This is a genomic window from Bradyrhizobium sp. LA6.8 (genome assembly GCF_040547935.1).
GTDB lineage: Bacteria > Pseudomonadota > Alphaproteobacteria > Rhizobiales > Xanthobacteraceae > Bradyrhizobium > Bradyrhizobium barranii.
The window spans coordinates 198,459-224,382 of sequence record NZ_JBEPQQ010000006.1; the positions used below are offsets into that span (position 1 = coordinate 198,459).

At 65.1% G+C, this 25,924-nt stretch carries 20 protein-coding genes; 8 read left to right on the forward strand and 12 right to left on the reverse strand.

The window, feature by feature from the left end:
- Positions 1 to 132 precede the first annotated feature (132 nt).
- Positions 133 to 5,841, reverse strand: coding sequence for an apolipoprotein A-IV repeat region-like domain-containing protein (locus ABIA90_RS27395; RefSeq protein ID WP_354120693.1), 5,709 nt, complete (start codon positions 5,839 to 5,841; stop codon positions 133 to 135).
- Positions 5,842 to 6,236: 395 nt separating this feature from the next.
- Between ABIA90_RS27395 and ABIA90_RS27400 the strand changes: the two genes are divergently transcribed.
- Positions 6,237 to 6,611 (forward strand): Hpt domain-containing protein, encoded by a 375-nt coding sequence (locus ABIA90_RS27400; RefSeq protein WP_354120692.1) that lies wholly within the window; start codon positions 6,237 to 6,239, stop codon positions 6,609 to 6,611.
- 166 nt (positions 6,612 to 6,777) lie between these two features.
- Positions 6,778 to 7,098, forward strand: a complete 321-nt coding sequence (locus ABIA90_RS27405; protein ID WP_014493954.1) for a 2Fe-2S iron-sulfur cluster-binding protein — start codon at positions 6,778 to 6,780, stop codon at positions 7,096 to 7,098.
- Between the two features lie 15 nt (positions 7,099 to 7,113).
- Here ABIA90_RS27405 and ABIA90_RS27410 read toward each other — a convergent pair whose 3' ends face one another.
- Complete coding sequence (locus ABIA90_RS27410) at positions 7,114 to 7,581, reverse strand: acyl-CoA thioesterase (protein ID WP_063982232.1); 468 nt, start codon at positions 7,579 to 7,581, stop codon at positions 7,114 to 7,116.
- 181 nt (positions 7,582 to 7,762) lie between these two features.
- Here ABIA90_RS27410 and ABIA90_RS27415 point away from each other — a divergent pair, with 181 nt between their 5' ends.
- Both ABIA90_RS27415 and ABIA90_RS27420 read left to right on the forward strand, forming a co-directional pair.
- Positions 7,763 to 8,791 carry an NAD(P)/FAD-dependent oxidoreductase gene (locus ABIA90_RS27415; protein WP_354120691.1) on the forward strand — a complete coding sequence of 343 codons (1,029 nt, stop codon included), beginning with the start codon at positions 7,763 to 7,765 and terminating at the stop codon, positions 8,789 to 8,791.
- A 107-nt stretch (positions 8,792 to 8,898) separates the two neighbouring features.
- The gene (locus tag ABIA90_RS27420) at positions 8,899 to 9,510 is read left to right on the forward strand and encodes a DUF2147 domain-containing protein (RefSeq protein WP_028148559.1); all 612 of its coding nucleotides are present in this window, start codon (positions 8,899 to 8,901) and stop codon (positions 9,508 to 9,510) included.
- A 115-nt stretch (positions 9,511 to 9,625) separates the two neighbouring features.
- Here ABIA90_RS27420 and ABIA90_RS27425 read toward each other — a convergent pair whose 3' ends face one another.
- Positions 9,626 to 10,726 carry a hypothetical protein gene (locus tag ABIA90_RS27425; RefSeq protein WP_354120690.1) on the reverse strand — a complete coding sequence of 367 codons (1,101 nt, stop codon included), beginning with the start codon at positions 10,724 to 10,726 and terminating at the stop codon, positions 9,626 to 9,628.
- A 399-nt stretch (positions 10,727 to 11,125) separates the two neighbouring features.
- On the opposite strand from ABIA90_RS27425, the gene ABIA90_RS27430 reads away from it, so the two are divergent.
- Positions 11,126 to 11,482: a hypothetical protein gene (locus ABIA90_RS27430; protein WP_259256789.1), complete on the forward strand. Its 357-nt coding sequence runs from the start codon at positions 11,126 to 11,128 to the stop codon at positions 11,480 to 11,482.
- 110 nt (positions 11,483 to 11,592) lie between these two features.
- On the opposite strand, the gene ABIA90_RS27435 is transcribed toward ABIA90_RS27430, so the two are convergent.
- Together ABIA90_RS27435 and ABIA90_RS27440 are read right to left on the reverse strand one after the other, a co-directional pair.
- Positions 11,593 to 13,857, reverse strand: a complete 2,265-nt coding sequence (locus tag ABIA90_RS27435) for a TonB-dependent siderophore receptor (protein ID WP_354120689.1) — start codon at positions 13,855 to 13,857, stop codon at positions 11,593 to 11,595.
- 267 nt (positions 13,858 to 14,124) lie between these two features.
- Positions 14,125 to 14,541: a winged helix-turn-helix transcriptional regulator gene (locus ABIA90_RS27440; RefSeq protein ID WP_080583959.1), complete on the reverse strand. Its 417-nt coding sequence runs from the start codon at positions 14,539 to 14,541 to the stop codon at positions 14,125 to 14,127.
- Between the two features lie 230 nt (positions 14,542 to 14,771).
- Between ABIA90_RS27440 and ABIA90_RS27445 the strand changes: the two genes are divergently transcribed.
- A complete protein-coding gene (locus ABIA90_RS27445; protein WP_354120688.1) occupies positions 14,772 to 15,893 on the forward strand; it encodes an L-dopachrome tautomerase-related protein in 1,122 nt (373 codons plus the stop codon).
- Positions 15,894 to 15,941: 48 nt separating this feature from the next.
- Here ABIA90_RS27445 and ABIA90_RS27450 read toward each other — a convergent pair whose 3' ends face one another.
- From ABIA90_RS27450 to ABIA90_RS27460, 3 genes are all read right to left on the reverse strand, one after another.
- On the reverse strand, positions 15,942 to 16,211 hold the full coding sequence (locus tag ABIA90_RS27450) for a hypothetical protein (RefSeq protein WP_354120687.1): 270 nt from the start codon (positions 16,209 to 16,211) through the stop codon (positions 15,942 to 15,944).
- A gap of 192 nt (positions 16,212 to 16,403) precedes the next feature.
- On the reverse strand, positions 16,404 to 17,768 hold the full coding sequence (locus ABIA90_RS27455; protein ID WP_354120686.1) for a sensor histidine kinase: 1,365 nt from the start codon (positions 17,766 to 17,768) through the stop codon (positions 16,404 to 16,406).
- Positions 17,765 to 18,445: a response regulator transcription factor gene (locus tag ABIA90_RS27460; protein ID WP_354120685.1), complete on the reverse strand. Its 681-nt coding sequence runs from the start codon at positions 18,443 to 18,445 to the stop codon at positions 17,765 to 17,767. Before ABIA90_RS27460 ends, ABIA90_RS27455 begins: the two co-directional genes overlap by 4 nt.
- Before the next feature lie 348 nt (positions 18,446 to 18,793).
- Between ABIA90_RS27460 and ABIA90_RS27465 the strand changes: the two genes are divergently transcribed.
- Together ABIA90_RS27465 and ABIA90_RS27470 are read left to right on the forward strand one after the other, a co-directional pair.
- Positions 18,794 to 19,687: a MipA/OmpV family protein gene (locus tag ABIA90_RS27465; protein WP_354120684.1), complete on the forward strand. Its 894-nt coding sequence runs from the start codon at positions 18,794 to 18,796 to the stop codon at positions 19,685 to 19,687.
- A 6-nt stretch (positions 19,688 to 19,693) separates the two neighbouring features.
- Positions 19,694 to 20,434 carry a hypothetical protein gene (locus ABIA90_RS27470; protein ID WP_135214561.1) on the forward strand — a complete coding sequence of 247 codons (741 nt, stop codon included), beginning with the start codon at positions 19,694 to 19,696 and terminating at the stop codon, positions 20,432 to 20,434.
- A gap of 17 nt (positions 20,435 to 20,451) precedes the next feature.
- On the opposite strand, the gene garD is transcribed toward ABIA90_RS27470, so the two are convergent.
- From garD to kdgD, 4 genes are all read right to left on the reverse strand, one after another.
- Entirely contained in the window at positions 20,452 to 21,993 is a 1,542-nt protein-coding gene (gene garD, locus ABIA90_RS27475; RefSeq protein ID WP_354120683.1) for a galactarate dehydratase, read from the reverse strand.
- Between the two features lie 130 nt (positions 21,994 to 22,123).
- Positions 22,124 to 23,572, reverse strand: coding sequence for an aldehyde dehydrogenase family protein (locus ABIA90_RS27480; RefSeq protein WP_354120682.1), 1,449 nt, complete (start codon positions 23,570 to 23,572; stop codon positions 22,124 to 22,126).
- 19 nt (positions 23,573 to 23,591) lie between these two features.
- Positions 23,592 to 24,935: a glucarate dehydratase gene (gene gudD / locus ABIA90_RS27485; RefSeq protein ID WP_354120681.1), complete on the reverse strand. Its 1,344-nt coding sequence runs from the start codon at positions 24,933 to 24,935 to the stop codon at positions 23,592 to 23,594.
- A gap of 26 nt (positions 24,936 to 24,961) precedes the next feature.
- Positions 24,962 to 25,906, reverse strand: coding sequence for a 5-dehydro-4-deoxyglucarate dehydratase (kdgD, locus tag ABIA90_RS27490; protein ID WP_063982245.1), 945 nt, complete (start codon positions 25,904 to 25,906; stop codon positions 24,962 to 24,964).
- Between the last annotated feature and the right edge of the window lie 18 nt (positions 25,907 to 25,924).

Sequence of the window (25,924 nt, forward strand, 5' to 3'; positions counted from 1 at the left end):
AATCCAGATCGTCTCCGCGGAAGCAGTCTGGATTGCTTCGTCGCAAGGACTCCTCGCAATGACGGGCTCAAATGAAAACGGAGGCCGTGAGGCCTCCGTTCTCATTCGCTGTTCGTTGTCGCTACGGGCTGATCACCCCAGCCGACCCGCCGCGTGCGCGAGCAGGGTGTAGACCAGACCCGTTTCCGAGGTCAGGTGGCTGCGCAGCTCCTGCGGACCGCGGCCGTCGCGGGCGACTTCGTCGAGCAGACGCTCGAACTCGGCGACGTAGCGGTCGACCGTGCCCTTGAAGTTGCGGTCGGCGCGGTACTTGCGAGCGACCTCGTCAAAGGCCTTCTGGCCGGCGGGCGTGTAGAGACGCTTGGTGAAGGCCTTGTTCTCGCCGCGCTGGTAGCGGTCCCACATCTCGGCGGCGAGGTTGCGGTCCATCAGGCGGCCGATGTCGAGCGACAGCGACTCCAGCGGATTGCTGCCACCCTGCGGAGCCTGCGGCTGCGGCGCGGGTGTCGCGCGGCCACGCGGGGCCTCACGTCCGGTCGGAGCGCCCTGGTTGGCGTCCGTGCGGTTCAGGAGGTCCGACAGCCAGCCGTCGCGGCCCTGGTCGTTGCCCGCGGGCGCGACCGGCGGCGCTTCGGTGCGGCGCGAGGGGGCGGGCATGCCGAGGTCCGGCGGCGGCAGCGTCGAGGCGCTGCCGGTGTCGCGGCCACGAGTCTCGGTGTTGCGCGTGCCGACGGCTGCCAGCAACGGCTCTTCCTGGCGCTGCGCGCTGGCGCGGCCCGTCGTGGAGACGTCGAGGCCACGGCCATGCTGGGCCACGATGCGGTTGAGCTCGGCGAGGGCCTCGATCTGGTCGACGATCACCTTGCGCATCTGCGCAGTGCTCTCGGCGGCCTCCTGCGGCATCTCGAGCACGCCGCGGCGCAGCTCATTGCGGGTGGCTTCGAGCTCGTTGTGCATCTCGAACGCCATCTGCTTCATGCTGGAGACGAGGTTGGTGAACTTCTCGGTCGACTGCTTGAACATCGTATCCGCCTCGTCCGTGGTCTGGCGGTAGATGTCGTGCATGGCCTCGATGGTCTGGCGGTGCTCCTCCTCGGACGCCACGCGCACCGCCTCGAACTGGCGGGTGATCGCGGCGGAACCTGCGCCGGCGGTCTCCGCGACGACGCGGGCAATGTCGCGGGCACGCTCTTCGGCGGCGGCCAGCGATTCATCGAGCAGGCCGGTGAAGCGCGACAGACGCTGGTCGAGATCGGCCGTGCGCAGGTCGATGGTCGTGACGAGCGATTCCAGCGCCTGCTTGCGTTCGGCGAGGGAAGCGGTGGTGTTCTTGTTGCTCACCTCGACGACCTGCGCGGCCTCGACCAGCGCCTTGCCGTGCGCGTCGAACTGGGTCGACAGCTCGCCGAGGTCCTGCAGCGCCCGTGTGGTCTTCGTGTTGAAGACGTTGAGCTGGTCTTCCAGGTTCTGCGTTGCAGCGCCGTTGCGCGAGGTGACGTCGTTCATCGCCGAGACGAAGTCGGCGACGCGAGTCACCAGCGCCCGCTCGAGCGAGTTGAGGTTGTCGTGCGCACCGGTCAGCACCTCCTGGAGCAGGATATTGCCTTCGCGCAGACGCTCGAACAGGGCCACCGTGTCGGTACGCAGGATCTTGCTGGTCTCCTGCATCTCGGTGACGGCCGCGATCGAGACCTGGCGCGACTGGTCGATCGCCGAGCGGGAGGCCTGCTCGAGGTCCTTGAGCGACTTGCCGACCGCGCCGGTGGCCATCTCGCTCGCCGCGTTGATGGTGCGGGCGACTTCGGAGCCGTTGCCCATCATCGTCTGCGAGAACGCATGGCCGCGCGTCTCGATCGACTTCAGCGCATCCGAGGTGACGCGGTCGATGTCGAGCGTGAGCTGGCTGGTCTTCGAGCCGATCGCATCGACCAGCGCGCCGCGCTTGGAGTCGATCATGTTCGACAGACGGTCGGCCTGCTGCTGCACGTAGGTGACGATCTCGTCGGTCTTGCCGGTCATGGCCTGGCCGAAGCTGCTGCTGGCGGCGAGCACCGAACGCTCGACGTCGGCCGAGCTCGACTTGACGCGCGAGCTTGCCTCGTTGGAGGCGTTGATCAGCGCGTTCTGGGCGTTGAGCGCGCTGGTCTGGATGTCGTTGGTGGCGTTGGTCGTGGCCGTGCTCAATACGCGCTCGATCTCGGTCGAGATCGTGCGGATCTGGCTTGCGGCATCCGCCGACGTCGACGTCAGCGAGGTCTGTGCCTCACGCGCGCTGTTGAGGATGGTCGAGGCGGTGTCGGCGCCGACCGAGGTCAGCGTGCGCTCGATGTCCGTGGTCAGCGACTTGATCTGGCTTGCCGCGTCCGTCGAGGCGGTGATCAGCGTGCCCTGGGCCTCGCGCACGCCGCTGGTGAGCGCCTCGATGGTGGCGCCGCCGGCCGTCGCCAGCGCGCGCTGCATCTCGGCCGCCAGCGAACGGACCTGGCTGGTCTGTTCGGCCGAGACGGAGAGCAGGGTGCTCTGGGCGTCGCGGGCGCTGGTCGTGATCGTCTCGGCGGTCGACTGGCCGACCTGCGAGAGCGACCGATGCACTTCGACCGCGAGCGACTTGACCTGGGTCGCCGCATCCGAGGACGCGTTGACGAGCGTGGTCTGGGCTTCGCGGGCGCCGGTCATGATGGTCTCGGCCGTCGAGGTGCCGGCCATCGAGAGCGAGCGCTGCACGTCCGAGGACAGCGCCTTGATCTGGTTGGCGGTCTCGGTCGAGGCCGCGATCAGCGCGCTCTGCGCATCGCGGGCGCCGGCGGTGATCGATTCCGCCGTGGTGGCGCCGGCCAGCGACAGCGAACGCTGCACGTCGGCGGTGAGGGTCTTGACGTGGTTGGCCGCGTCCGAAGACGCCGTGACGAGCGTGGTCTGCACCTCGCGGGCGCCGGCCAGGATCGAGGCCGCGGTGGCAGAACCGGCCGCCGACAGCGTGCGTTCGACGTCGACCGCGAGCCCCTTGATCTGGTTGGAGGCATCGCCCGAGGCCGCGACCAGGGTCGACTGCGCCTCGCGGGCGCTGCTCAGGATCGAGTTCGCAGCACCGGTGCCGACCGCGGTCAGCGCGCGCTCGACCTCGGTGGAGGTCATCTTGAGCTGGGCGTTGACGTCGGAGGAGACCGTCATCAGCGACTGCTGGGCGGTACGCGCACCGGTCTGGATCGTTTCGCTGGTGTTGACGACGAGGTTGGTGAGCGAGCGTTCGGCGTCCTCGACATGCGAGCGGATCGCGGTCGAGATCATCTCGGCGCGGGACATCATGTCCTCGCTGGCCTGACGGCCGCTGCTTTCGATGCGGCCGGCGACGGCTTCGACACGCGAGCCGAGCAGGTCCTCGAACTGCGCCACGCGCACGTCGATGTCGTTGGCGACCGAGCCGACCTTGGTCTCGATGGCCTGGTGGATGTCCTGGAAGCGCGCCGTGACCGTGTCGGTCAGGTGCGTGCTGCGGCCGTCGATCATCTCGGCGACGCCGGTGATGCGGCGGTCGACCGCCTCGATCGCCTGCGCGGTGCCGTCCGTGAGCGTCGACGTCAGCAGGGTGAGGCGCGTGTCGATCGACTGCACGGCCTGCGAGGCGCCGTTCGTCACCGCAGTCGTCAGGTAGGTGAGGCGCGTGTCGATGGATTCGAGCGCCTGCGAGGCGCCGCCCGAGAGCGTCGTCGTGAGGTGCGTCAGCCGCGTATCGATCGACTGGATGGTCTGCGATGCGCCATCGGTGAGCGAGGTCGCGAGATAGTTGAGGCGGGTATCGATCGTCTCGATGGCCTGCGATGCGCCGTCAGTGAGCGACGTCGTGAGGTGAGTGAGGCGGGAGTCGATCGACTGGATCGCCTGCGCGGCACCGTCGGTCAGCGACGAGGCGAGGGTGTTGAGGCGTCCGTCGATGGTTTCGGTCACCGACTTGGCGCGGGTGTCGAACGACTGCTCGAGCGCGGCGACGCGGCCGACGAGCTGGTCGTCGAAAGTCTTGATGTGGCCTTCGATCGTGCCGTCGAGGCTGACGATCTTGTCGTTCAGCGAGGCGTCGAGGTTGGTGACACGTTCGCCGACCGTGGTCTCGAACTGCACCAGGCGCTGGTCGAGCACGGCCGTGATCGCCCCGCCGTTCGAGGTGAAGCGGGTATCGAAATTGTCGACATAGGTCTTCAGGCTCTCGGCGATGTCCTGGGTGCGCTGGCCCATGCGATCGACGATATCACCGCCGAACGTCTTCACGGTGCGGTCGAACTCGGAGATGTGGCGGGTGATCAGCGCGCCGAGCGTGCCGGAGTCGCGGGCGAACCTCTCGACCAGCTCGGTGCCCTGGTTCTTCACCAGCTCGTCGAACGCGCTCATCTGCAGCGACAGCGAGTCGTGCGCGGTCTCGGTCTGGCTGACCACCTTGGCGACGAGCGTGTTGACGGTGGCGTCGAGCGCCTCGCTCGCCTTGTCGCCGGAGGTCATGATGTGGCCGGCGAGCCGGTTGCCGGCATCGTCGATCTTGGCGGAGAGGTCGTTGGAGCGTAGCTCGAGCTCGAGCAGCAGCGAGTCCGACGAATTCTTCAGGCTGTCGTGCACCTGCTCGGTGCGCTCGGAGATGCCGTCGACGATCGCGGCGGAGCGCTGCTCGAACTCGCCGGTGATGCGGTCGATACGCTCGTTCAGCATCTCGTGGACGCGGTCGGCGAGGTCGACGAACTCGTCGTGGACGTGGCCGGTCTTGAAGTTGAGGCTGGTGGTCAGCCGCTCGCTGGCGTCGAGCACGGCGCGCGTGGTCTCGTTGCTGGCCTCCTCGAGGCGGTCGAGCAGGTCGCCGCCGCGCTCACCGAGCGCGAGGATCATGTTGTCGCCGGCGTTGCTCAGTGCGCCAGTGATGTGGGCGCCGCGCTCTTCCAGCGCGCCGGTGATGCTCTTGGCAACCTCGTCGACGCGCGAGGCGATCGCGTCCGAGATCAGCGCGATGTCGTGGCGCAGATCGATCTGCACGCCGGAGATGGCGCTGCGGACCTGCTCGGCCTGGCCGACCAGATTGTCGCGCTGGTGCGCGATGTCCTGGAGCAGCGAGCGGATGCGCACTTCGTTGTCCGAATAGGCGCGCTCGAGCGCCGCAACCTCGTTGGCGACCAGCGTCTCGAGCTCGCCGGCGCGCGCGATGGCGCGCTCGATGCCGTCGCCCATCGCCGCGACCTCGCGGCGGATGGCCTGGCCGACGGTGACCATGGAATCGGACGCCGAGCCCTCGGGCTCGGAGAAGCGGATAGCGACCTGCGCCATCGCCTGCGCGATCATGCGCATTTCCTGGCCGCGCCAGACGAGGCTCGCCAGGAAGTAGAACAGCATGATCGGCGCGAAGAACATCGCGATCAGGCCGGCGATGACGAGCACGCCGCCGCTCTGGCCCATGGCGGCCTGGATCGAGGGCAGGAAGCCGACGGTGAGCGCGGCGCAGGCTGCGAGCCAGACGCCGGCGAAGATGGTGGCGAAGGTGTAGACGCTGCGGGCAGGGCGGCCCTTCTGAAGCGCCTGGAGCAACTGGCCGATGGTCTCGCGGTCGTCGTTGGCGGCACGGCGCGAGCTGCGCGGCTCTTCGATCGTATCGAACACGGTGGCGCGCTCGTTGGCGGCAGGACGCGGCTCGAAGGTCGGCTCGTCGAAGATCGGGGGAGCCGGCGGCCCCACCGGAGACGACGTTTCGTTGCGCATCGAGGCGTTGCGGCTGGTGTCCGCGGCCGTGTCGCTGATGTTCAGGGCTTCCTGGATCGCAGAAAGCGCAACTTCTGTCGGGTCTTTGACCTTTTTCGGAGTGTTCGCCATGTTCAGTCCGAGCCCTCGTTACTTGTACGCGTCCCCCCGCGAGCCCAGCGCGCTACGCAAGCCCACAGACCGGATCATGCCGCTTACGCGGATTCCCAGCCGTCCCCACCCGGACGGCTTGTCCGCCAATTTCCGCAACATCCTATTGGCAGAGCGTCGCGAATGAAATGCCCGGGATTAAGACAATCTTAATCATCGTTAACAGGATAGCGCCGTAACGCCTTAGCAATAAATGGAATTCTCCACCGGACTCGCCGGATTGCGGCAACTTTTCGTCAATAAACGGGCGGATTTGCGTAAAACGGCCCAAACACTTCGTTAACCATTTCCATGCTTCGGTGGGGGGAACTTGACCGCCGGATCGGCGGACATCGCGCGATGCCGGGGCCTGCGCCATGACGCCTGAACTGCAACGGATGGACTGGATGCCTTCGCCCCCGCTTGCACCCATCGACAGCCCGCTCGACCTCGATCACCTCTCGCGCATGACGCTCGGGGACACTGAGCTGGAACAGGAAGTGCTCGCGATGTTCGCCGAGCAGGCGGTCCGCCTGGTCGCGGCGATGGCAGCACTGCCGGCCGAGGCCGGCGCACTCGCCCACAAGCTCAACGGCTCGGCGCGCGGAATCGGCGCCTTTGCGGTGGCCGATGCCGCGGCCAGCCTCGAGACCGCGGTCCGGACCGGCCATGGCCAGCCCCACGCCTTCGCCGCGCTGAAAGAGGCGGTGACCGAGGCTCGCGCCGCCATCGAGGCGATCCTGAAGCCCTAGGGCGACAGGGCGAGAAACCGCGCTCTAGTCTTTTGTTTTGACGCGTTTTCTTCCCGCGAAGCGGGATTCACGTCGCTTCAAAACCCTATGGCGCCGGGCGGATCGACCCGTTATAGGACAGCCCGGACCCTCCTTCATTCGCAACATCGCGGCAGCACGAGCACACATGGCCAAGATTAACTTTGTCGACCACAAGGGCGAAACCCGTACGGTGGAAGTCGAGAACGGCGCGACCGTGATGGAAGCCGCCATCCGCAACAGCATTCCCGGCATCGAGGCCGAATGCGGCGGCGCCTGTGCCTGCGCAACCTGTCATGTCTATGTCGACGAAGCCTGGCGCGAGAAGGTCGGCAGCCCGACGCCGATGGAAGAGGACATGCTCGATTTCGGTTTCGACGTGCGCCCGAACTCGCGGCTGTCCTGCCAGATCAAGGTCTCCGACGAACTCGACGGGCTCGTCGTGGCGACGCCGGAACGGCAGGCCTGATCGTCCCTCACTATACTAGATGCTCGGCGGCGCGACCTCGATACCGCGCTTGTGCCAGGGCCTGAGCTTCTCGATGATCTCAGCGGTGAGCGGTGCGGGCCGCCGCGTCGCCTCGTCGAGCATGACGCCGACCGACATCGCCGATGCGATGCACTTTCCTTCCGAAAACACCACCTGTTCGAAGGTCACCGACGTCCGTCCCAGCTTGACCACGCCGAGGCCGAGCTCGATCGTGTTCGGCCAGTGCAGCTCGGCGCGGAAATGGATGTCGAGCCGCACCATGATCCAGGCGAGGCCCGGCGGCGTCAGCCCGTATTCCGGGCTCTTCATCAGCGTGACACGGCCGGTCTCGAAATAAGTGGCGTAGACCGCGTTGTTGACGTGCTGGTTCGGATCGAGATCGCCGAAGCGGACATTGTCGCCGAGGCGATAGGGATAGTCCTCCAGGCGCGGCGTCGTATCGAGGCGGCTTGGTGCGTTCACCGATTGATCTCCGTCATATAGCATCCCGTTACAGCCCAGTTATCCTGACCCGGCAAGTGGGCGCGGCTGCGGGGTGCTCCCGCTTTTATGCCTTCCCTGATCCATCCCCGTTGGCTAGACAGGCAGGGTCACTTCTGCCCCCGGGCGGCGTCCAACCGATAACGATCGATAAAGAGACGACATGAGCGACGTGATCAAAACCGATGTGCTGATTATTGGCGCCGGCCCCTGTGGTCTGTTCGCCGCCTTCGAGCTTGGCCTTCTCGACATGAAGGCGCATTTCATCGACATCCTCGACAAGGTCGGCGGCCAGTGCGCCGAGCTCTATCCGGAAAAGCCGATTTACGACATTCCCGGCATTCCGCACGTTTCGGGGCAGGGCCTCACCGACGCGCTGATGGAGCAGATCAAGCCGTTCCATCCGACCTTCCATCTCGGCGAGATGGTGGAGACGGTGGAGAAGATCGGCGATCCCTTGTTTCGCTGCACCACCGACGCGGGCAAGGTGTTCGAATGCAAGGTGGTGGTGATCGCGGCCGGCGGCGGCTCGTTCCAGCCCAAGCGCCCGCCGGTGCCGGGCATCGAGGCCTATGAAGGCACCTCGGTGCACTACGCCGTGCGCAAGATGGAGACGTTCCGCGACAAGAGCGTTCTGATCGTCGGCGGCGGCGATTCCGCGCTCGACTGGACGCTCAATCTGCATCCGCTCGCCAAGCGCATCACGCTGCTGCACCGGCGCGACGATTTTCGCGCCGCGCCCCACAGCGTCGAGCAGATGCGCGCGCTGGTGGCCGACGGAAAGATGGATCTGCGACTCGGGCAGGTCACCGCGCTGTCCGGCACCGAGGGCAAGCTGACCGGCGCCACCGTCAAGGGCAACGACAACAGCGTGAGCGAAATTTCCTGCGATACCATGCTGCCGTTCTTCGGGCTGACCATGAAGCTCGGTCCGGTCGCGAACTGGGGCATCGCGCTCGAGAACAATCTGGTGCCGGTCGAGACGTCCGCGTTCGAGACCAACGTATCCGGCATCTTCGCCATCGGCGACATCAACACCTACCCCGGCAAGATCAAGCTGATCCTGTGCGGCTTCCACGAGGGCGCGCTGATGTCGCAAAAAGCCCATCGCTACGTCTATCCGGAGAAGCGGCTCGTGTTCCAGTACACGACCTCGTCCTCCAGTCTGCAAAAGAAGCTCGGTGTCAACTGACGGCACCGGGTTCGGCAGGCCATGCCCCATGTTTCTGGCGCTGGAACCGTTCGCGAAATCGCCGTAGTCTGCGGCCATTGCAGTGGCGGCTTAGCAAGGTGATCATAATGCGGACTCTCTTTTCCAGCTTTCGGCTGCTCTCGCTCCTCGCGCTCGCTGTTGCGCTGACGCTTGGCGCGGTTGGGCCGGTAGCCGCTCAGGCGCAGCAGCCAACCGCCGCGGGTCTTTGGCAGAAGATCGAGGACGGCAAGACGGTGGGATGGTTTCTCTTCGTCGACCACAACGGCATCTTCGAAGGCGTGATCGCAAAAACCTTTCCGCGCCCCGGCGACGACCCGAACGAGGTCTGTGCGAAATGCACGGACGATCGCAAGAACGCGCCGGTGCTCGGGCTCTCCTTCATCCGCGACATGAAGCGCGACGGCCTGAAGTATGACGGCGGCAACGTGGTCAATCCGCGCGACGGCAACATCTGGAAGGCCAAGATGTCGGTCAGCGCGGACGGGCAGACGCTGACCATGCGCGGCTTCCTCGGCATCTCCCTGTTTGGCAAGGACGAGACCTGGACGCGTCTTCCCGACGCCTACATCGCCCAGGTCGATCCTGCCATCGTCGCCAAATATCTTCCGGCACAGGCGACCGCCGCGACGACGAAGCCTGCGCCCGCGCCTGCGGCGAAGAAGGGCGGCGCGATGATGGCGCCGGCGCCGAAGCAGTAGGGCTCCTCCGTATCCTCGCGCTGTCTCTGGAATACTGGATCGCCCGATCAAGTCGGGCGATGACAGTTGAGTGTGTGGCTCGGGCGTGCCTCAGCAACGACGGTCTCGACGACCGTCAATACGTCCGTGCCTTCTTGCAAGGCGCGTAGAACGTGCCGTTGCCGGCGACGACCCGCTCGAGGCATTGCCGGGGATCGGTGATCTCGCCGTCGACCTGGAAATAATAGGCCTGCGATCCCAGGCTCAGGACGTAATGTCCCGGCGCAAGCTCGAGCCCTGAATCGCCAGTGTGTAGCTCGTACATCTCGGGCTTCCCCGGGATCGGCGACACCCGGAACGGATAGGCGAAGTTTCGGATCACCCCGACGTCTTCTCCGCCGCCCAGATTTTTGCCTGCAGCATCGGTCGAAAACTCTCTGGCGATCTTCGCGACGACCCGAACCTCGACGCGCTCCGGGATCACGTTCGCGGCGTCCCGCCGAAACACGATGAATTTGACGCGGCCGTTCGGCAGATGCGGGCGATCGGGCTTCTTGAACTCCGGTGAAATCGCGATGCGCATGTCCGGCGCCATCACGCCGGTCGCATTCAATTCCGCCAGCGATTTGTCGTCGATCAATGCGTAGATGCCGTAGTCGGTTGGCAATACGCGCGTCGGGGGAGGCGGAGCGGGGGCGACCATCTCCGGCTTGGCGACCGTGATCGTCGCCTCCGGCTTGGGCGATACCTGCGCGATCTCCTGGGCCTGGGACGAAATCTGCCGGCGCAGCGCGGCGATGTTGTCTCGCTGCGAGACGATCAGGATGACGGCGCCAACGGCAAGCAGGATGGCCGCCGTACGCTTGATCACCGGTAGGAGCGAGCCCGAGATCGCAGGCAGCTTGTTGCGGGATATCTCGATCCTCGATCGCAAAACGGTCGCGTCGCCGGACACCAGGAGGCCGCCTGTCTCAGTCGCCTTTGACGACGTGAGCTGTTGTGACGGCAAGCGCTCCAGCGGCGCCTCGTCGCGCGAGAATTTTTCGACCTCCTCGATCGCGACCTCGAGCGCCCGCTTCATCTGGTCGATGTTCCGGGCGTCGGCGTAGGTGAACTGCTCCTGGAGCTTGTAGCGGGCAAGGTCGTAGACCATCTGCCGCCTGGCATCCGCGTCGTCCTTCACCGTCTCGAGCATGCGCGAAATCACGAGCGCAAACTGCACTTCGCTTGCGGGCAAGTCGGTCGAATCCTGCTGGCCAGGAAGCAACTCTCTCGAACTCATAGCGCTGACGGTCCAATGCCAGTCACGCCAACACCTGATTTCTCTAATTGAAACAGTTGATTAAACGATGCGGCGCGCGTCCGCGGCCGTTTCGTACACGTCCTCGCGGAACAAGGAAAGCCTCCAAAACAGCTGCGGCAAATTGCCGGCGCGTTCGACATGCAGGACGTGCGCGCCGGCCGGGGCAACACCGTGCGGCCGTAGTTCTCCGGAATGCACGCTGGCGCCGGATTTGCATAGCTGTCGCAAAGCCGCTGGGGAGCGAGTCGCCGTCTCCACGCCCGCCGCCACCGTGCGGAAGGCGGACGGCGGTGTCTGTCCCTCGCGGCGCTGATCGCGATCCGCGGAGACGACATGCGACTTGCCAGACTATGTGCGGCGGCGCTGCTAGGGGCGACGGCGCTGCTTGCGACCTCGGCGCTGGCGCGCGACGACGGCCGCTATGCCAACTCGCCGCTAAAACCCTGGTTCGAGAGCCTGCACAGCAAATACGGGCAATGCTGCTCGGATGCCGACGGCTACGTCATAGCCGACGTCGACTGGGAATCCGATAGCGGCCACTACCGCGTACGCATCGACGACGAATGGGTCGTCGTGCCCGACGGCGCGGTGATCACCGAGCCGAACAAGATCGGTCGAACCATGGTGTGGAAACACTATGTCGACGGCCATCCCCGCGTGCGCTGCTTCATGCCCGGCAGCATGACTTAGCGGTCGTTCCTAAAGCGCGATGAGATTGGGATGAATCGTCATCGCGCTTTAGATTATTGTTTGAGCATGATCTGTGCGGAAAACCGCTACACACTTTTCCGGATCATGCTCTAGAATTTGTACGTCACGCTGCCGAGCACCGTGCGGCCGATACCGAGAAAGCAGTCGCCGCCGATCCGGCAGGTGGTGAGGTGACGCTTGTCAAAGAGGTTGCTGGCATTGACCTGAAGTCGCCAGGGGCCGTTGTCATAGCGGACCATGGCGTCGAACAAAGTGTAGTCCGGCGTGCGGATGGTGTCGGTGCCGTCCCAGGATTGGCCGATGTAACGCACGCCGCCGCCAACGGTGACGCCCGGCAGGCCAAACCAGGCGAGGCGGTATTTCGCCCATAGCGAGGCCTGGTGATCCGGTACGGTCTCGACATGCTTGCCGGCATTGTCGCCGCTCTCCACGCGGGCATCGATATAGGTGTAGGCGGCGATCAGGTCGAGATCCGGAGTCAGGCTCGTGAGCACCTCGAGCTCGGCGCCCCGGATACGGACCTTGCCGGTCTGGATCGAGAGCAGGGGATTGTCAGGATCGCTCGCCAGCCGGTTCTTCTCGGTGATGTCGAAGATCGCGCCGTTGATCGCATTGCGCGGTGTCGGATTGTACTTGAAGCCGAGCTCGACCATTTCGCCACGCTGAGGCGCGCATACCGTGGCGCAGATTCCAGCGCCGAAGATCGGGTTGAACGATTGCGCGTAGGTGACGTAGGGCGTGAGGCCGAACGGCAGTTCGTACATCAGCGCGGCACGGCCGGTTGTCGCCTGATAGTTCTCGACCGGAGATCCCTGCGTGTCACTCGTGACGTAGTCGTGGCGCAGGCCGAGGACCGCGAGCCACGGTCCGAGCCGCAACTGGTCCTGAGCGTAGAGGCCGAACTGGCTCTGACGGAGGTTCGGTTCGGGTGACATCGCCGGGGCGGTCACGCCGTTGTAGACCGGCGTGTAGAGATCGAAAGGTGTCGGGTCAGTAGCGAAGCCGGATTGCGCGCGCTCCCTGGCCTCGCGGTAGTCGGCCCCGAGCAACACCTTGTGTGCGACCGCCCCGGTCTGCAATTTCAGCTCGGCATTGCTGTCCGAGGTCAGGCTATCCTTGACCGTCTCCCGGCTCCACACGCTGCGCGCCATGGTGCGCCTGCCGGAATCGAGAAACGGATAGTTCGGATCGCTCGGATCGACAAAATTCAGATCCGGCCACATCGACCGATAAATGCCTTCGACATGGGCGTAACGCAGGTTCTGCCGGATCTTCAGGCCATCGCTGAAACTGTGCTCGAACAGGCTGCTGATCGCGCCGGTCTCGGTCTGGTATTTGTCAAAGCCAGGCTCGCTGGCAAAACGCTGCACCGGAATGAAGCCGTTGGGGCCGGGATAGAGCGTGCCCTCATGCGGCAGAAACGCCGTGGAGGAGCCCGTGGTGTCCTTCTGATAGGTGCCGAGCACGGTCCAGCTGGTGTTGTTGGTCGGCCGCCAGGTCAGCGACGGTGCGAGCACGATGCGGTCGTCCTTGACGTAGTCGGTCTGCATGTTGCTGTCGCGGAACACGCCGATGAAGCGATAGAGCCACTCGCCGTCCTTGGTCAGCTTGCCCGTCGAGTCGAGCTGCAGCTGCTTGCGGTTGAAGCTGCCGTATTGGACGCCGATCTCATTGGCGGATTCGGCCTGCGGGCGCTTCGAGACCAGGTTCAAAAGGCCTGCGGTCGAGGTGTCGCCGTAAAGCACCGAGGAGGGACCGCGCAGCACCTCGATGCGCTCCAGCGTATACGGCTCCGGCCGCCACTCATTGAAGTTCCAGGTGTTCACCACACGGGTGCCGTCGAGATAGATGTTCGGGTCCTGGCCACGGATGCGCGGATAGTCGCCGCGCGAGTCCGCGCCGTAGGCGTCCGCGAACACGCCCGGAACGTAGCGCAGCGCATCCTGCACTGTGGTCGCGCCTTGGTCGATGATGCGGTCGGCGGTGACCACGGTGATCGACTGCGGCGTCTCGCGCAGCGGCGTGTCGGTCTTCGTGCCGGTGCCGCTGCGGGTCGCGACATAGCCGCGGACGGGGCCTGTCGCGGTCTCTGCGCCCGTGCTCGCGCCGGCCGCCTGTGTATCGGCGTTCGATGGTGCGCGCTCGGCCTGACGACGGCGGCTCGCGGCTTGCGCTGCCTGCCGGGAGCTAGATGGACGTGTGCGCGCTGCCGGCCGCGACGATTGCTCGACCACGACGGCGGGCAATTCCTGCGACGATGATTGCGCCTCGGCCGGCGCCGCATCCATCAGGCCTGCCAACAGCGGCAGCGCGCCGCCGATCAATCCTGCCGTCGTTCTGAGATATGTAGTCATTCGCGACCCCATCATTTGCGGGGCGGACGACTAACAAGCGCAGTCGAAGGCTTGAAGTGCGGGAGGGGCGCAATGGTGCCTCCATCATCAGATTTGGAATTAGTATTTATATAAGTAGAGCGCGCGCCGCTTGATGGCGGTGCGCGGATGGCCTCATGTGAGGATGGAGAATCGTGTCTCGTCGCGGCGTAGACCGATGCCGTCTTGATCGGCGAGTGCGATTTACTTGCCGTCGCCGCAAGGCATCGTGGAAACGCAGAGGACCGCCTACGCGCGGCCTGCCGGCAGGCTCCGTCTGACCCGCGGCGAGAGCGAAACGGCGCCGTTGACCGCGCCGGCACGGGCAGCTTCCGTCGCGAGATACTGATTGCCCCATGTCCAGAGCATGCGAACGACCGGTTCGAGCGAGCGCCCAAGCGCCGTCAGGGAATACTCGACCCGCGGCGGGACCTCCGCATAGATCTCGCGATGAATGAGGCCGTCCGCCTCGAGCTCGCGGAGCTGGCGCGTCAGCATGCGCTGCGTGATCCGGGACAGGCGCCGCTTGAGCTCGTTGAAGCGAATCGTATCGTCGAGCAGGTGATAGAGAATCACGCCCTTCCACTTGCCGTCGATCAGATCGAGGGTGGCCTCCACGGGGCATCCCACGGCACAATCATACGTCTTGCTGCCGAGCTTCTGCATGGTTCACTCCGTGATACTAGAGGCCTGGCCTGTGCGTAATTGTCAGTCCCCAAATTAGCGCGCATCGTGGCTCTCGCAAAGATCGATATCGGCGAGGCGGTGATGAACGAGCGACCGCTTCGGCTCGCATTGGGTCTCTGCATTCAAATCCTGCGGCGGTTGCCGGCGCGGACCGGGCGCACGCGCGCCGGAATAACCGTAGAAAACAAATGGAGGGAGCGGTGCGAAGCGTGAGGAGAGGAATTCGACTCGTCATTTTTCTGTCGGCGGCAATCGTCACGGGCGCAGCCTGTGCGGAGAGCGGAGGCGGCAACGCGGAAGTCTTCGCGAAGCTCCCTCAGTCGGTCGGCAACATTGCGTTTACGCCGGACAATCAGCTGATCTTCAGTCACCATCCATTCTTCAGTCCCGACGTTCGTGTGGCGCGGCTGACATCGCCGACGACGTTCGAGCCGTTTCCAAATGCGGAATGGAATACGCCACGAAAAGGCACCGATCAGTACCTGGATAACGTCCTGGGTCTTCGTTCCGACGAAAGCGGTGTCGTGTGGATCATCGACATGGGATTCCGGACGCAGATCACGCCGAAGCTGGTCGGCTGGAACACGCGCGCGAACAGGCTGGAGCGCATCTACTACATGCCGGAGCCCGTGACCGTGAAAGGCTCGCAGCCGCAGGACATCGTGATCGACCAGAAGAACCGGAAATTCTACATCGCCGACGAAAACATCGGGCCCGGTGGCGATGGCTCTCACGCTGCGATCATCGTCATCGACATGGATACGGGTGCCGCCCGGCGCGTGCCGGATGGCGATCGATCCACCGTCCCGGAAAATGTGCCGATCACCGTGGATGGCAATGATCTGACGGTGCCTGGCAAGGACGGCAAGCCTTCACTCATCAAGGTCGGCTGCGACGGCATCACGATGGATGCCAGGTCCGAATGGGTCTATTTCGCGCCACTCAGCGGCCGGTCGCTGTACCGCATCAAGGCCACCGACCTCGGCAACGAGAAGCTGCCCGCCGAAGAGCTGAGCGCGAGGGTGGAACGCTACTCGGACAAGCCGAACAATGGCGGCCTGTCGATCGACTATGCGGGCAACATCTACCTGACTGCGGTCGAGACCAAATCGATTGGAATCATAGGAGCCGACCGGAAGTTTCGCACTTATTTGAGCGATCCGGACATGGTGTGGCCGGACGGGATTACTGCCTCTCCCGACGGGTACATGTACGTGTCCGCGTCTCGGGTCTCCGCAGCCGCCATGTTCCATGGCGGCAAGGCGGAAAACAAGACGCCGTATCTGATCTATCGGTTCAAGCCGATCGCAGCAGGCTACATCTCACGCTGACGGCGGGAGCGACGACCCCGGCAAGGCCAGCCGGGGTCGAAAACTGTCTCAGCGTTCTTCGCTCGTGGCGTTGGCGCTCGCCAGCCGCTTTACGCGCGGCGACAGCACCGACATCTGCGCGGGCGAGGCGGGCATGCCGGCGACGATCATCGCGGGCGCGGCCGACTGCTCCTCGACTCCGGCGCCGCCGAGAACCTGCACTTGGGTCGTCGAAATCGGAAACGACTTCACTTCGTAAGAGGGAAGCTCTCCGGCAAATGCACCGGCCGAGCTCGCAATCAGGGCGCCGGCGACGGCAATCATTGAAAGAACGCGCATTGGAAAATCTCCGTGGAAGATGGCAATCGGAGGTTTGGTCGCGGCGATACCGCGCCAGGTTCGCTTGTGTGCCAACATTCGACCGCCGCCGGCGGATCTATTTGATTGCGTGATGCGACCGACGTGAAACGCGGAAGAAGTTTTCTACGCCAATGTTTCCGGACGGTTTCGCCGAAGGCTCGAAACGACTCGTCAGCCCGTTTGCAGATCGAGGTGCGGCGATCTGGTCGTCGCGGTGGCCTCGGGAAAGCGCAAGCTCATCGTCGTACCGCGACCCGGCGCGGAGGAGATGACCAGCTCGCCGCCGTGCGCGGCCATGATCTCGCGGACGATCGACAGGCCGAGGCCGGCGCCGTCGCCCGCGCTGTTGCCGGTCTGAAATGGCTCGAGCAGCCTGTGCTCCGCACCGTCGGGCAGGCCCGCGCCGTCATCGTCGATCGAGATGTCGCCGCGGCTGAGCGTGGCGACGATGCGCCGCGCACCGTGGGCGTGGATGAGGGCGTTGCCGACGAGATTGGCAAGCGCGCTGCGTACCGCGGCGTCGACGCCCTGCACCAGGAACGGACCTTCTTCGGCGTGCTCCAGCGCAAGCTCTATGTCGGCGTCCAGCGCCGAGGGGCTGAAATCGGCCAGCACGTCCAGCGTGATCTCGGCAAGATCGATCGGTCGCTTCTCGATCGCGTGATTTTGCAATCGCGCGAGGTCAAGCATGGCGGAGACCAGCGACGTCAAGCGGCGGACGTCGCGCACCAATTCCACCTTCAGCGCCGGCTCGGGCACGTCCTCGATTTTCGCGCGCAGCAGGGTGAGCGGCGTGCGCAGCTGATGGGCGGCGTTGCCGAGAAAGCGGCGTTGCATCCTGATGTAGGCGTCGATCTCGCCGAAGGCGCGGTTCAGCGCCGCGACCAGCGGCTTCAGCTCGGTGGGGACTTCGGACAGGGATATCAGGCCCTGCGGGGCCGATGGGTCGATCGCGAGCGCGCGACGCGCCACCCGTTCGATGCCGCGCGAGACGAAACGTGCGGCCAGCATTGAGCCGATGGCGACCGTCGCCGCAAAGGCCAGCGCCAGCGTGATGATCGCGAAAATGCTGCGGACAAGGAAGTTCCTGGCAATCCGGCCGAAGCGGACCTTGGGTTCGCCGACCATCATCGTAAGCTGCAACGAGCCCCGTTGCGCGACGGCGAGACAAAAGGTGTTCTTCTGGTCGAGTGTGCTGAAGACGGACGAGCCGATCGGCCCGTGATAGGGAAACGCGAAGGGGAGGGTGGGCCGGCGTTCGCTCCCGTATTCGCTGACCAGATCGCCCGCGGACACGACGTACCAGAGGTTCGGGCTGTCCGCTTTGAGCTCCTCGAGGGCCGGAGTCGGGCGTACCGTCAGGTTTTGCCCTTCGATCACCGTAGCGCGATCGAGAACTGCGACCACAATGCGGCAAGCCCTGAACTCGCGCTCCTCCATCGGGTAGCGCCAGATGAAGACACCGAGCATGATCAGGAAGATCGTCGTCGCGGCGATGCCAAGCGACAGCGCAAACGTTCGGGCAATCGACGTCATCGCGGTGTTGCCAGCCGCAGGATGTAGCCGATGCCCCGCATGCTGCGGATCTCGACATCGCCGCCGAGCTCGGTCAGTTTCTTCCGCAAGCGCGAGACCTGCGCTTCGAGCGTGTTGGATTCGATCTCGTCGTCGAAGCCGTAGATCTCCTCGATCAGGGCGGCGCGGGTGATGACGCGGTCGCGGCGCATCAGGAGCGCTCCGAGGATCAGCGCCTCGCGCCGGCGCAGCAGGATTTTCGTGTCGGCGACCACCGCCTCGTTGCTGCCGAGATGCAGCTCGACATTGCCGAGCGACAGCACCGAGGGCGCGAGCTGCCGGGGGCGCCGCAACACAGCGCGCACCCGCGCAATGAGCTCCTGCGGCTCGAACGGCTTGCCGAGATAGTCGTCGGCGCCGCCATTGAGACCGTCGACGACATCCTCCTTGGCGTCCTTGGAGGTCAGCATGATGATCGCGGGACGGTCCGCCGATCGGCTCAGCGCCGTCACCACCTGGAGCGCATCTCCATCGGGCAGCATCCGGTCGATGATCGCGAGATCATATTTGAAATTGTTCAGCGCCTGACGGGCATCGGCAATCGAGCCGACGACGTCGACAATGCCGTGCAATTGTCCGAGCAGGCGGCTGACATAGGCGCCGATCTGCGGTTCGTCTTCGATTACGAGGGAGCGCACGGGACGTCCTTGACTCTGCTGGGGCAACAAGACCCTGAGCGTGACGCCCCCTGGCCGAAGTCTGGCGTTCCGGCTCGTGCGCAGGGTTCCCATTAAGGCAGCGAGCTTGGCGAATAAAAGGCAGGAACGCGGGCGCCGACCGGCCCTAGCGCGCAAAGTTTGCGAGCGCGAGCGCGGCCCGGCAATGTTCGGGCAACATTGATCCGGCGGCGCGCCCGGCATGCGCCGCGAATGGATCGGGGCGCTGCTTGCCCCTTGCAATCTTGGGGCAATTTTGCCGGACCACATGCTGTGGCTCCTAACCACACGAGTCGACCAGGCCAGCAAGGCCGGTCCGGGGCCCCGTAAATGAAGCATTTTGACGAAGCTGCTCTCGATCCTGCGGCGAGAGCGCAGCAAACCTTGCTGACCGCCTTCCTCGCCGCGTTCGGCGCGATCCTGGCAATCCCGCCGTCGGCATCGGCGCAGACGGCGTTCACACTGCCAGCCCCGCCGTTCGACGTGCCGATGCTGCCGTCACCTTCCGGCAACTGGACCGTCATGGTCGGTATCGGCGGAGAGTACACGCCGGATTTCGTCGGATCGAAGAACGGGAAGCTCATGCCGATCCCAATCTTCTCCATTCGCCGTGCCGGATCGGTCGACCAGTTTCGCGGGCCCCGCGACAGTGCCAGCATCGCGCTGCTCGACGTCGGAAATTTTCGCGCCGGCCCCGCGTTCAAATACGTCGCGTCGCGCAAGAGCGACAAATATGCCGAGCTGACCGGCCTTGGCGACGTCAAGGCCGCATACGAGCTCGGTGGGTTCGTCGAATATTTTCCGGTCGACTGGCTGCGCCTGCGCAGTGAATTGCGCCAGGGCATGGGCGGTCATACCGGCACGGTCGCCGATGTCTCCGCCGACGTCATCGTGCCGCTGATCCAAAGGCTCACGATCTCGGCCGGCCCGCGCTTCACCTGGAAAAGCACCAAGGCGACCGCGCCCTATTTCGGCGTCGACGCCACGCAGGCGATGGCGTCGGGACTGCCGATGTACGACGCTAGGGGCGGTGCGCATTCGGTCGGCTTCGGCAGCCAGATCTCCTATCGCATCAATCCGCAGTGGGAAGTCCATGCCTATATCGAGTATGAGAAGCTGCTGGGCGACGCCGCAGACAGCCCGCTCGTGAAGCTGCGGGGATCGTCGAACCAGACGACGATCGGCCTCGGTGCGTCCTATTCGTTCGATTTCAGGATTCGATAGGTCACCATGCGCCGCATTGCTTTTCTATGGGTTGGCCTGGCGATCGCTTGCATCGCCCTCGGCGCGGCCGCGGCGTTCGAGACGCGCGCGACCCGGCTCCAGGCGATCAAGACCGTCGGCATCGTCTCGGCCATCGGCGAGGAGATGAGCCTGACGCAAGCCGGCCTGATTGCGCTCGGCAACGCCGGGCAAAGCCTCTCGATCAGCGCATGGGGGCTGGACGAACTGATCGTCCAGCAGGCGACGAAGCTGCTCGGCGGACGCTTTCGCGTGCAGGCGGTGAGTTACCGGCGCGCGGCGTTTGCCGCGATCAGGGATTCGGCGGTTGCGCCCGTCAATCTCCTGCGCAGCGATCCGTTCAAGGAGCTGGTTCGCAGCGATGTCGCGCCGCAGGGGTTGGATGCGTACATCGTCATCACCCGGGCCAGATCGAAGCTCGGCAACGGCCGCAACGTCGAGGGCATCGGGCTCGCCCAATATCGGACGCTGCTTGCGGACTACGGCCTGATCCACGCGCTCTACGAGGTGCGCGTGATCGACGGCAAGTCGTTCGACGTGATCGAGAAGCGGGCAGCCGCGCCGCTCGATAACACGGGGACCATGCGGCTCGCCGGACCCAGCGGGCCGATCGACGCGACGTTCGAGGGGCCGGCTGCGAGCGAACGGCTACGCGCGGCGATCACGGATCTCATCACGCGCAGCTTGCCCGTCACGCTGGGCGACATGCACCTGATCGACGGTCAGTGAGGCCGGTTGGCCCGGCCTCAGGTCACCGGCGCCGGATTGAACAGCGTGAGGTCGTTGTGGATGCCCCAACGGTCCGACCACGGTTTCGTGCGGCCAGAGGCAACGTCGAGGATCAGGCGGAACAGGTCCCAGCCGGTTTCCTCGATGGTCTTCTCGCCGGTGGCGATGCCGCCGGCATCGAAATCGATCAGGTCCTTCCAGCGGCGTGCGAGCTCGGTGCGGGTCGCAACCTTGATCACGGGCGCGGCCGCAAGGCCATAGGGCGTGCCGCGGCCGGTGGTGAACACCTGCAGCGTCATGCCGGAAGCGAGCTGCAGCGTGCCGCAGATGAAGTCGGACGCGGGCGTTGCTGCGAACAGCATGCCTTTCTGCGTCGCCTTCTCGCCGGGCGAGAGCACGCCGGTGATGGCGGACGAGCCGGACTTGACGATCGAGCCGAGTGACTTTTCGACGATGTTGGCGAGGCCGCCCTTCTTGTTGCCGGGCGTGGTGTTGGCGCTGCGATCGGCGCCGCCGCGGGCGAGATAAGAGTCGTACCAGGCCATCTCGCGCACCAGCGCGCGGCCGACGTCCTCGTTGATGGCGCGGCGGGTGAGCAGCTGGATGGCGTCGCGCACCTCGGTCACTTCCGAGAACATCACGGTCGCGCCGGCACGCACCAGGAGATCGGCGGCGAAGCCGAGTGCAGGGTTGGCCGTGACACCGGAAAACGCGTCGCTGCCGCCGCATTGCAGGCCGATGACGAGATCGGCCGCGGGGCAGGTCTCACGGGTGCGCTTGTTGAGGATCTTCAGGCGAGCCTCAGCCTGGGTCATGATCGCATCGACGATGGCGCCAAAACCGTCGAAGGCTTCGTCCTGCATGCGCACGATGGCATCGCTGACGCCTTCCGGCACCAGCCGCTCGGGCGCGAGCTTTTCGCATCCAAGGCTGATGACCAAAATCTCGCCGCCGAAATTCGGGTTCTGCGCGATGTTCTGCAGCGTGCGGATCGGAACGACCGCGTCGGGGGCATTGATGGCGACGCCGCAGCCATAGGCGTGCGTCAACGGCACGACGTCGTCGACGTTCGGGTATTTCGGCAGCAGTTCGGCACGGATGCGCTTCACGGCGTATTCCATCGTGCCCTTGACGCATTGCACGGAGGAGGAGATGCCGAGGATGTTCTTGGTGCCGACCGAGCCGTCGGTGTTGCGAAAGCCTTCGAAGGTGAAGCCTTCGAGCGGCGGCAGCGGCGCGGGGACGGCGGTCGAGATTTCCAGCCTGTCGAGGGCAGGGGCCTCGGGCATGCGGATGCGCGCTTCGTCGACCCATTCGCCGGCCAGGATCGGCGAGAGCGCGTAGCCGATCACCTCACCGTAGCGGATGATCGGCTGATCTTGCGCGATATCGACCAGTGCCGTCTTGTGCCCCTGCGGCACGAAGGCGCGCAGCGTCAGCCCGCTGGCGAAGCGGGAGCCGGCGGGAAGCCCGAAATCATTGACCACGATCGCGACATTGTCGCGCTCGTTGAGCTTGATGTAGCGGGGCTGCTCTTTCGCTGCGACGTCCTGGTCCATCTGCTTTGCCTCAGAAGCTGAAGTCGTAGGGTGGGCAAAGGCGCAACGCGCCGTGCCCACCATGCTTCACACCGAAGGGTAAGCGGTGGGCACGCTTCGCTTTGCCCACCCTACGATATCTTCCCCGTGGTTAGCCCGGATAGGTATAGGCGGTCTTCACCGTGGTGTAGAACTCGCGCGCATAGGAGCCCTGCTCGCGGGCGCCGTAGCTCGAACCCTTCCGGCCGCCGAACGGCACGTGATAGTCGACGCCGGCGGTCGGCAGATTGACCATCACCATGCCGGACTCGCTGTTGCGCTTGTAGTGCGAGGCGTATTTCAGGCTGCTCGTGCAGATGCCCGAGGCGAGGCCGAACTCGGTGTCGTTGGAGATCGCCAGCGCCTCGTCGTAGTTCTTGGCGCGAATGACGGCGGCGACGGGGCCGAAGACCTCCTCGCGCGAGATGCGCATGTTGTTGTTGGCTTCGGTGAACAGCGCCGGCTGGAGGTAGTGGCCGGGCGTCTCGCGCTTGAGCAGCTCACCACCCCACGCGAGCTTGGCGCCCTCGTCCTGGCCGATCTTGATGTAGCGCAGGTCCTGGTCGAGCTGGCTCTGGTCGACGACGGGGCCGATGTGCACGCCGGCCTTGAGCGCGTCGTCCACCGTCAAGCCCTTCAGGCGCTCGGTCATTGCAGCTACGAAGCTGTCGTGGATGCCTTCGGTGACGATCAGGCGGGAGGAGGCGGTGCAGCGCTGGCCGGTCGAGAAATAGGCGCCGTTGACGGCGACTTCGACGGCGGTCTTGAGGTCGGCATCGTCGAGCACGACCAGCGGATTCTTGCCGCCCATCTCGAGCTGGAACTTCTTCATCGGGTTCGAGAGCACGCAGGCCTGCGCGATCTTGCGACCAGTCTGCACCGAGCCGGTGAAGGAGATCGCCGCGACATCCGGGTGCTCAAGGAGCGTCTGGCCGACGACGGAGCCGGAGCCGACCACGAGGTTGAAGACGCCGGCCGGAATGCCGGAGCGAGTGATGATCTCGGACAGCGCATGCGCGGAGCCCGGCACCAGCTCGGCCGGCTTGAACACCACCGTGTTGCCGTAGCAGAGCGCGGGCGCGATCTTCCAGGCGGGAATCGCGATCGGGAAATTCCAGGGCGTGATCATGCCGATGACGCCGACCGGCTCGCGGGTCAGCTCGACGTCGAGGCCGGGACGCACCGAGGCGCCCTTTTCGCCGATCAGGCGCAGCGCCTCGCCGGCGAAGAACGCAAAGATCTGGCCGGCACGGGCGACCTCGCCGATGCCCTCGGGGAGCGTCTTGCCTTCCTCACGGGCGAGCAGGCGGCCGAGCTCTTCCTTGCGGGCGATGATTTCGAGAGAAATCTTGTTCAGCGCATCATAGCGCACCTGCGGCGTCGACTGCGCCCAGGCGGGGAAGGCGGCCTTGGCTGCCGCGATCGCCTTTTCGGTCTGCGCCTTGTCGGCCTTGGCGTACTCGCCGACGAGATCGTTGGTGTTGGAGGGGTTGATGTTCTTGGTGACGCCGGAGCCGTCGACCCATTCGCCGCCGATGAAGTTCTTCAGGATCGCAGTCATGTAGTCCTCCGAGATTTTCTTAACGCACGAGGCAGGGACGCTTGTCGTCAAAGGTCCAGCCGGGGATCAGGTCCTGCATGGCAGTAGCGTCATCGCGGGCGCCGAGTCCATGCTTCTTGTAAAGCTCATGCGCGGCTTCGATGGCCGGGCGGTCGATTTCGATGCCGAGGCCCGGCCGCTCGGGCACGGCGATCTTGCCGTCCTTGATCTGGAGCGGCTCCTTGGTCAGCGCCTGGCCGTCCTGCCAGATCCAGTGGGTGTCGATCGCGGTGACCTTGCCGGGCGCGGCGGCGCCGACATGGGTGAACATCGCGAGCGAAATGTCAAAGTGATTGTTGGAGTGCGAGCCCCAGGTCAGGCCGTTGTCGCGGCAGGTCTGGGCGACGCGCACCGAGCCCTGCAGGGTCCAGAAGTGGGGATCGGCCAGCGGAATGTCCACTGCCCCCAGGCGCAGCGCATGGGAGAGCTGGCGCCAATCGGTTGCGATCATGTTGGTCGCGGTCGGCAGGCCCGTGGCACGGCGGAACTCGGCCATGATCTCGCGACCCGAGAAGCCGGCTTCGGCGCCGCAGGGATCCTCGGCATAGGCAAGAATGCCGTGCATGTCCTTGCAGAGGCTGATCGCCTCGTCGAGCGACCATGCGCCGTTGGGGTCGAGCGTGACGCGTGCGTCGGGGAAGCGTTTTGCGATGGCGGTGACGGCCTCGATCTCCTGCTCGCCGCGGAGCACGCCGCCCTTGAGCTTGAAGTCGGCGAAGCCATAATGGTCGTGGGTGGCTTCCGCGAGCCGCACCACGGTCTCCGGCGTCATCGCCTCCTGGTGGCGCAGGTTGAACCATTCGGGCTTGCCGGTCTCGCCCTTGGTGTAATCGAGCTTCGACCTGCGGCGATCGCCGACGAAGAAGAGATAGCCGAGCGTCTCGACGCTCTTGCGCTGCTGGCCTTCGCCGAGCAGCGCCGCGACGGGCAGGTTGAGGTGCTGGCCGAGCAGGTCGAGCAGTGCGGACTCGATCGCCGTGACCGCATGGATCATCACGCGAAGATCAAACGTCTGCTTGCCGCGGCCGCCGGCGTCGCGATCGGCGAACGCCGTGCGGGCGTCGGCAAGGATGTTGTTCATCGCGCCGACGGTCTTGCCGATCACGAGATCGCGGGCATCCTGGAGCGTCTGCCAGATCTTTTGCCCGCCCGGCACCTCGCCGACGCCGGTGTGTCCGGAATTGTCGGTGAGGATGACGATGTTGCGGGTGAAGAACGGCGCGTGTGCGCCGCTCAGGTTGAGGAGCATGCTGTCGCGGCCCGCGACCGGGATCACCTGCATCGATGTGACGACCGGTGCGCCAGAAACCTCAGTCTGGGCCATTGCACGCTCCTCCCTGTTGTTGTCTGTTATTCTGCAGCTTGTTGTGACGATCGGATGGCGGGGAGATTCTTCACCAGCGCGGTCAGCTCCGCGACCTCCTGCTCGGTGAGATCGGTCAGCGGCGGGCGGACCGGGCCGGAATCGCGGCCGATCACCTTCATGCCGGCCTTGATGATCGAGACCGCATAGCCCTTCTTGCGGTTGCGGATTGCGATCAGCGGCAGGATGAAGTTCTTCAGGCCGGCATGGATCGTCTCATGGTCGCGCTTGCGCACCGCGGCGTAGAAATTGGTGGCGAATTCCGGAACGAAATTGAACACGGCCGAGGAATAGGTCGTCACGCCCATGTCGAGATAGGGCAGCGCGAAGGTTTCCGCGGTCGGCAGGCCGCCGATATAGGTGAGGCGGTCGCCGAGCTTGGTGTAGACGCGGGTCATCAGCTCGATGTCGCCGATGCCGTCCTTGTAGCCGACGAGGTTCGGGCAGCGCTCGGCGAGGCGCGCCAGCGTATCGGGCTGCAGGATGGCGTTGTCGCGGTTGTAGACGATGACGCCGATCTTCACGGACGCGCACACCGCTTCCACGTGGGCGGCAAGGCCGTCCTGCTCGGAATGGGTCAGATAGGGCGGCAGCAGCAGCAGGCCGTCGGCGCCGGCCTTTTCCGCGCCGATCGCGATCTCGCGCGCGGTGGCGGTGCCGTAGCCGGTGCCGGCGAGCACGGGCACGCGGCCCTTGGTCTCGTCGACGGCGATCTTGACCACCTGCGGAACCTCGGTCGGCGTCAGCGAGAAGAACTCACCGGTACCGCCGGCGGCGAACAGGCCGGCAACGTCATAGCCGCACAGCCAGTCCATATTGGCGCGGTAGGTCGCCTCATCGAACGAATAGTCCGCCTTGAAGGGCGTGACGGGGAAGGACAGGAGGCCCGATCCGATCTTCTGGGCCATTTCCTGCGGGGTCATTTTGCTCATGGGCGCTGCTCCCTTAAT

What these genes read in the sequence shown, in the direction of transcription:
- ABIA90_RS27440 (WP_080583959.1), bottom strand. Translation starts at nt 14,541, where the DNA reads ATGCAGAAGCTCGGCAGCAAGACGTATGATTGTGCCGTGGGATGCCCC.
- ABIA90_RS27395 (WP_354120693.1), bottom strand. Translation starts at nt 5,841, where the DNA reads ATGGCGAACACTCCGAAAAAGGTCAAAGACCCGACAGAAGTTGCGCTT.
- ABIA90_RS27480 (WP_354120682.1), bottom strand. Translation starts at nt 23,572, where the DNA reads ATGACTGCGATCCTGAAGAACTTCATCGGCGGCGAATGGGTCGACGGC.
- ABIA90_RS27465 (WP_354120684.1), top strand. Translation starts at nt 18,794, where the DNA reads ATGAAGCATTTTGACGAAGCTGCTCTCGATCCTGCGGCGAGAGCGCAG.
- ABIA90_RS27450 (WP_354120687.1), bottom strand. Translation starts at nt 16,211, where the DNA reads ATGCGCGTTCTTTCAATGATTGCCGTCGCCGGCGCCCTGATTGCGAGC.
- ABIA90_RS27420 (WP_028148559.1), top strand. Translation starts at nt 8,899, where the DNA reads ATGCGGACTCTCTTTTCCAGCTTTCGGCTGCTCTCGCTCCTCGCGCTC.
- ABIA90_RS27405 (WP_014493954.1), top strand. Translation starts at nt 6,778, where the DNA reads ATGGCCAAGATTAACTTTGTCGACCACAAGGGCGAAACCCGTACGGTG.
- ABIA90_RS27415 (WP_354120691.1), top strand. Translation starts at nt 7,763, where the DNA reads ATGAGCGACGTGATCAAAACCGATGTGCTGATTATTGGCGCCGGCCCC.
- ABIA90_RS27455 (WP_354120686.1), bottom strand. Translation starts at nt 17,768, where the DNA reads ATGACGTCGATTGCCCGAACGTTTGCGCTGTCGCTTGGCATCGCCGCG.
- ABIA90_RS27400 (WP_354120692.1), top strand. Translation starts at nt 6,237, where the DNA reads ATGACGCCTGAACTGCAACGGATGGACTGGATGCCTTCGCCCCCGCTT.
- ABIA90_RS27435 (WP_354120689.1), bottom strand. Translation starts at nt 13,857, where the DNA reads ATGACTACATATCTCAGAACGACGGCAGGATTGATCGGCGGCGCGCTG.
- ABIA90_RS27470 (WP_135214561.1), top strand. Translation starts at nt 19,694, where the DNA reads ATGCGCCGCATTGCTTTTCTATGGGTTGGCCTGGCGATCGCTTGCATC.
- garD (WP_354120683.1), bottom strand. Translation starts at nt 21,993, where the DNA reads ATGGACCAGGACGTCGCAGCGAAAGAGCAGCCCCGCTACATCAAGCTC.
- ABIA90_RS27430 (WP_259256789.1), top strand. Translation starts at nt 11,126, where the DNA reads ATGCGACTTGCCAGACTATGTGCGGCGGCGCTGCTAGGGGCGACGGCG.
- gudD (WP_354120681.1), bottom strand. Translation starts at nt 24,935, where the DNA reads ATGGCCCAGACTGAGGTTTCTGGCGCACCGGTCGTCACATCGATGCAG.
- kdgD (WP_063982245.1), bottom strand. Translation starts at nt 25,906, where the DNA reads ATGAGCAAAATGACCCCGCAGGAAATGGCCCAGAAGATCGGATCGGGC.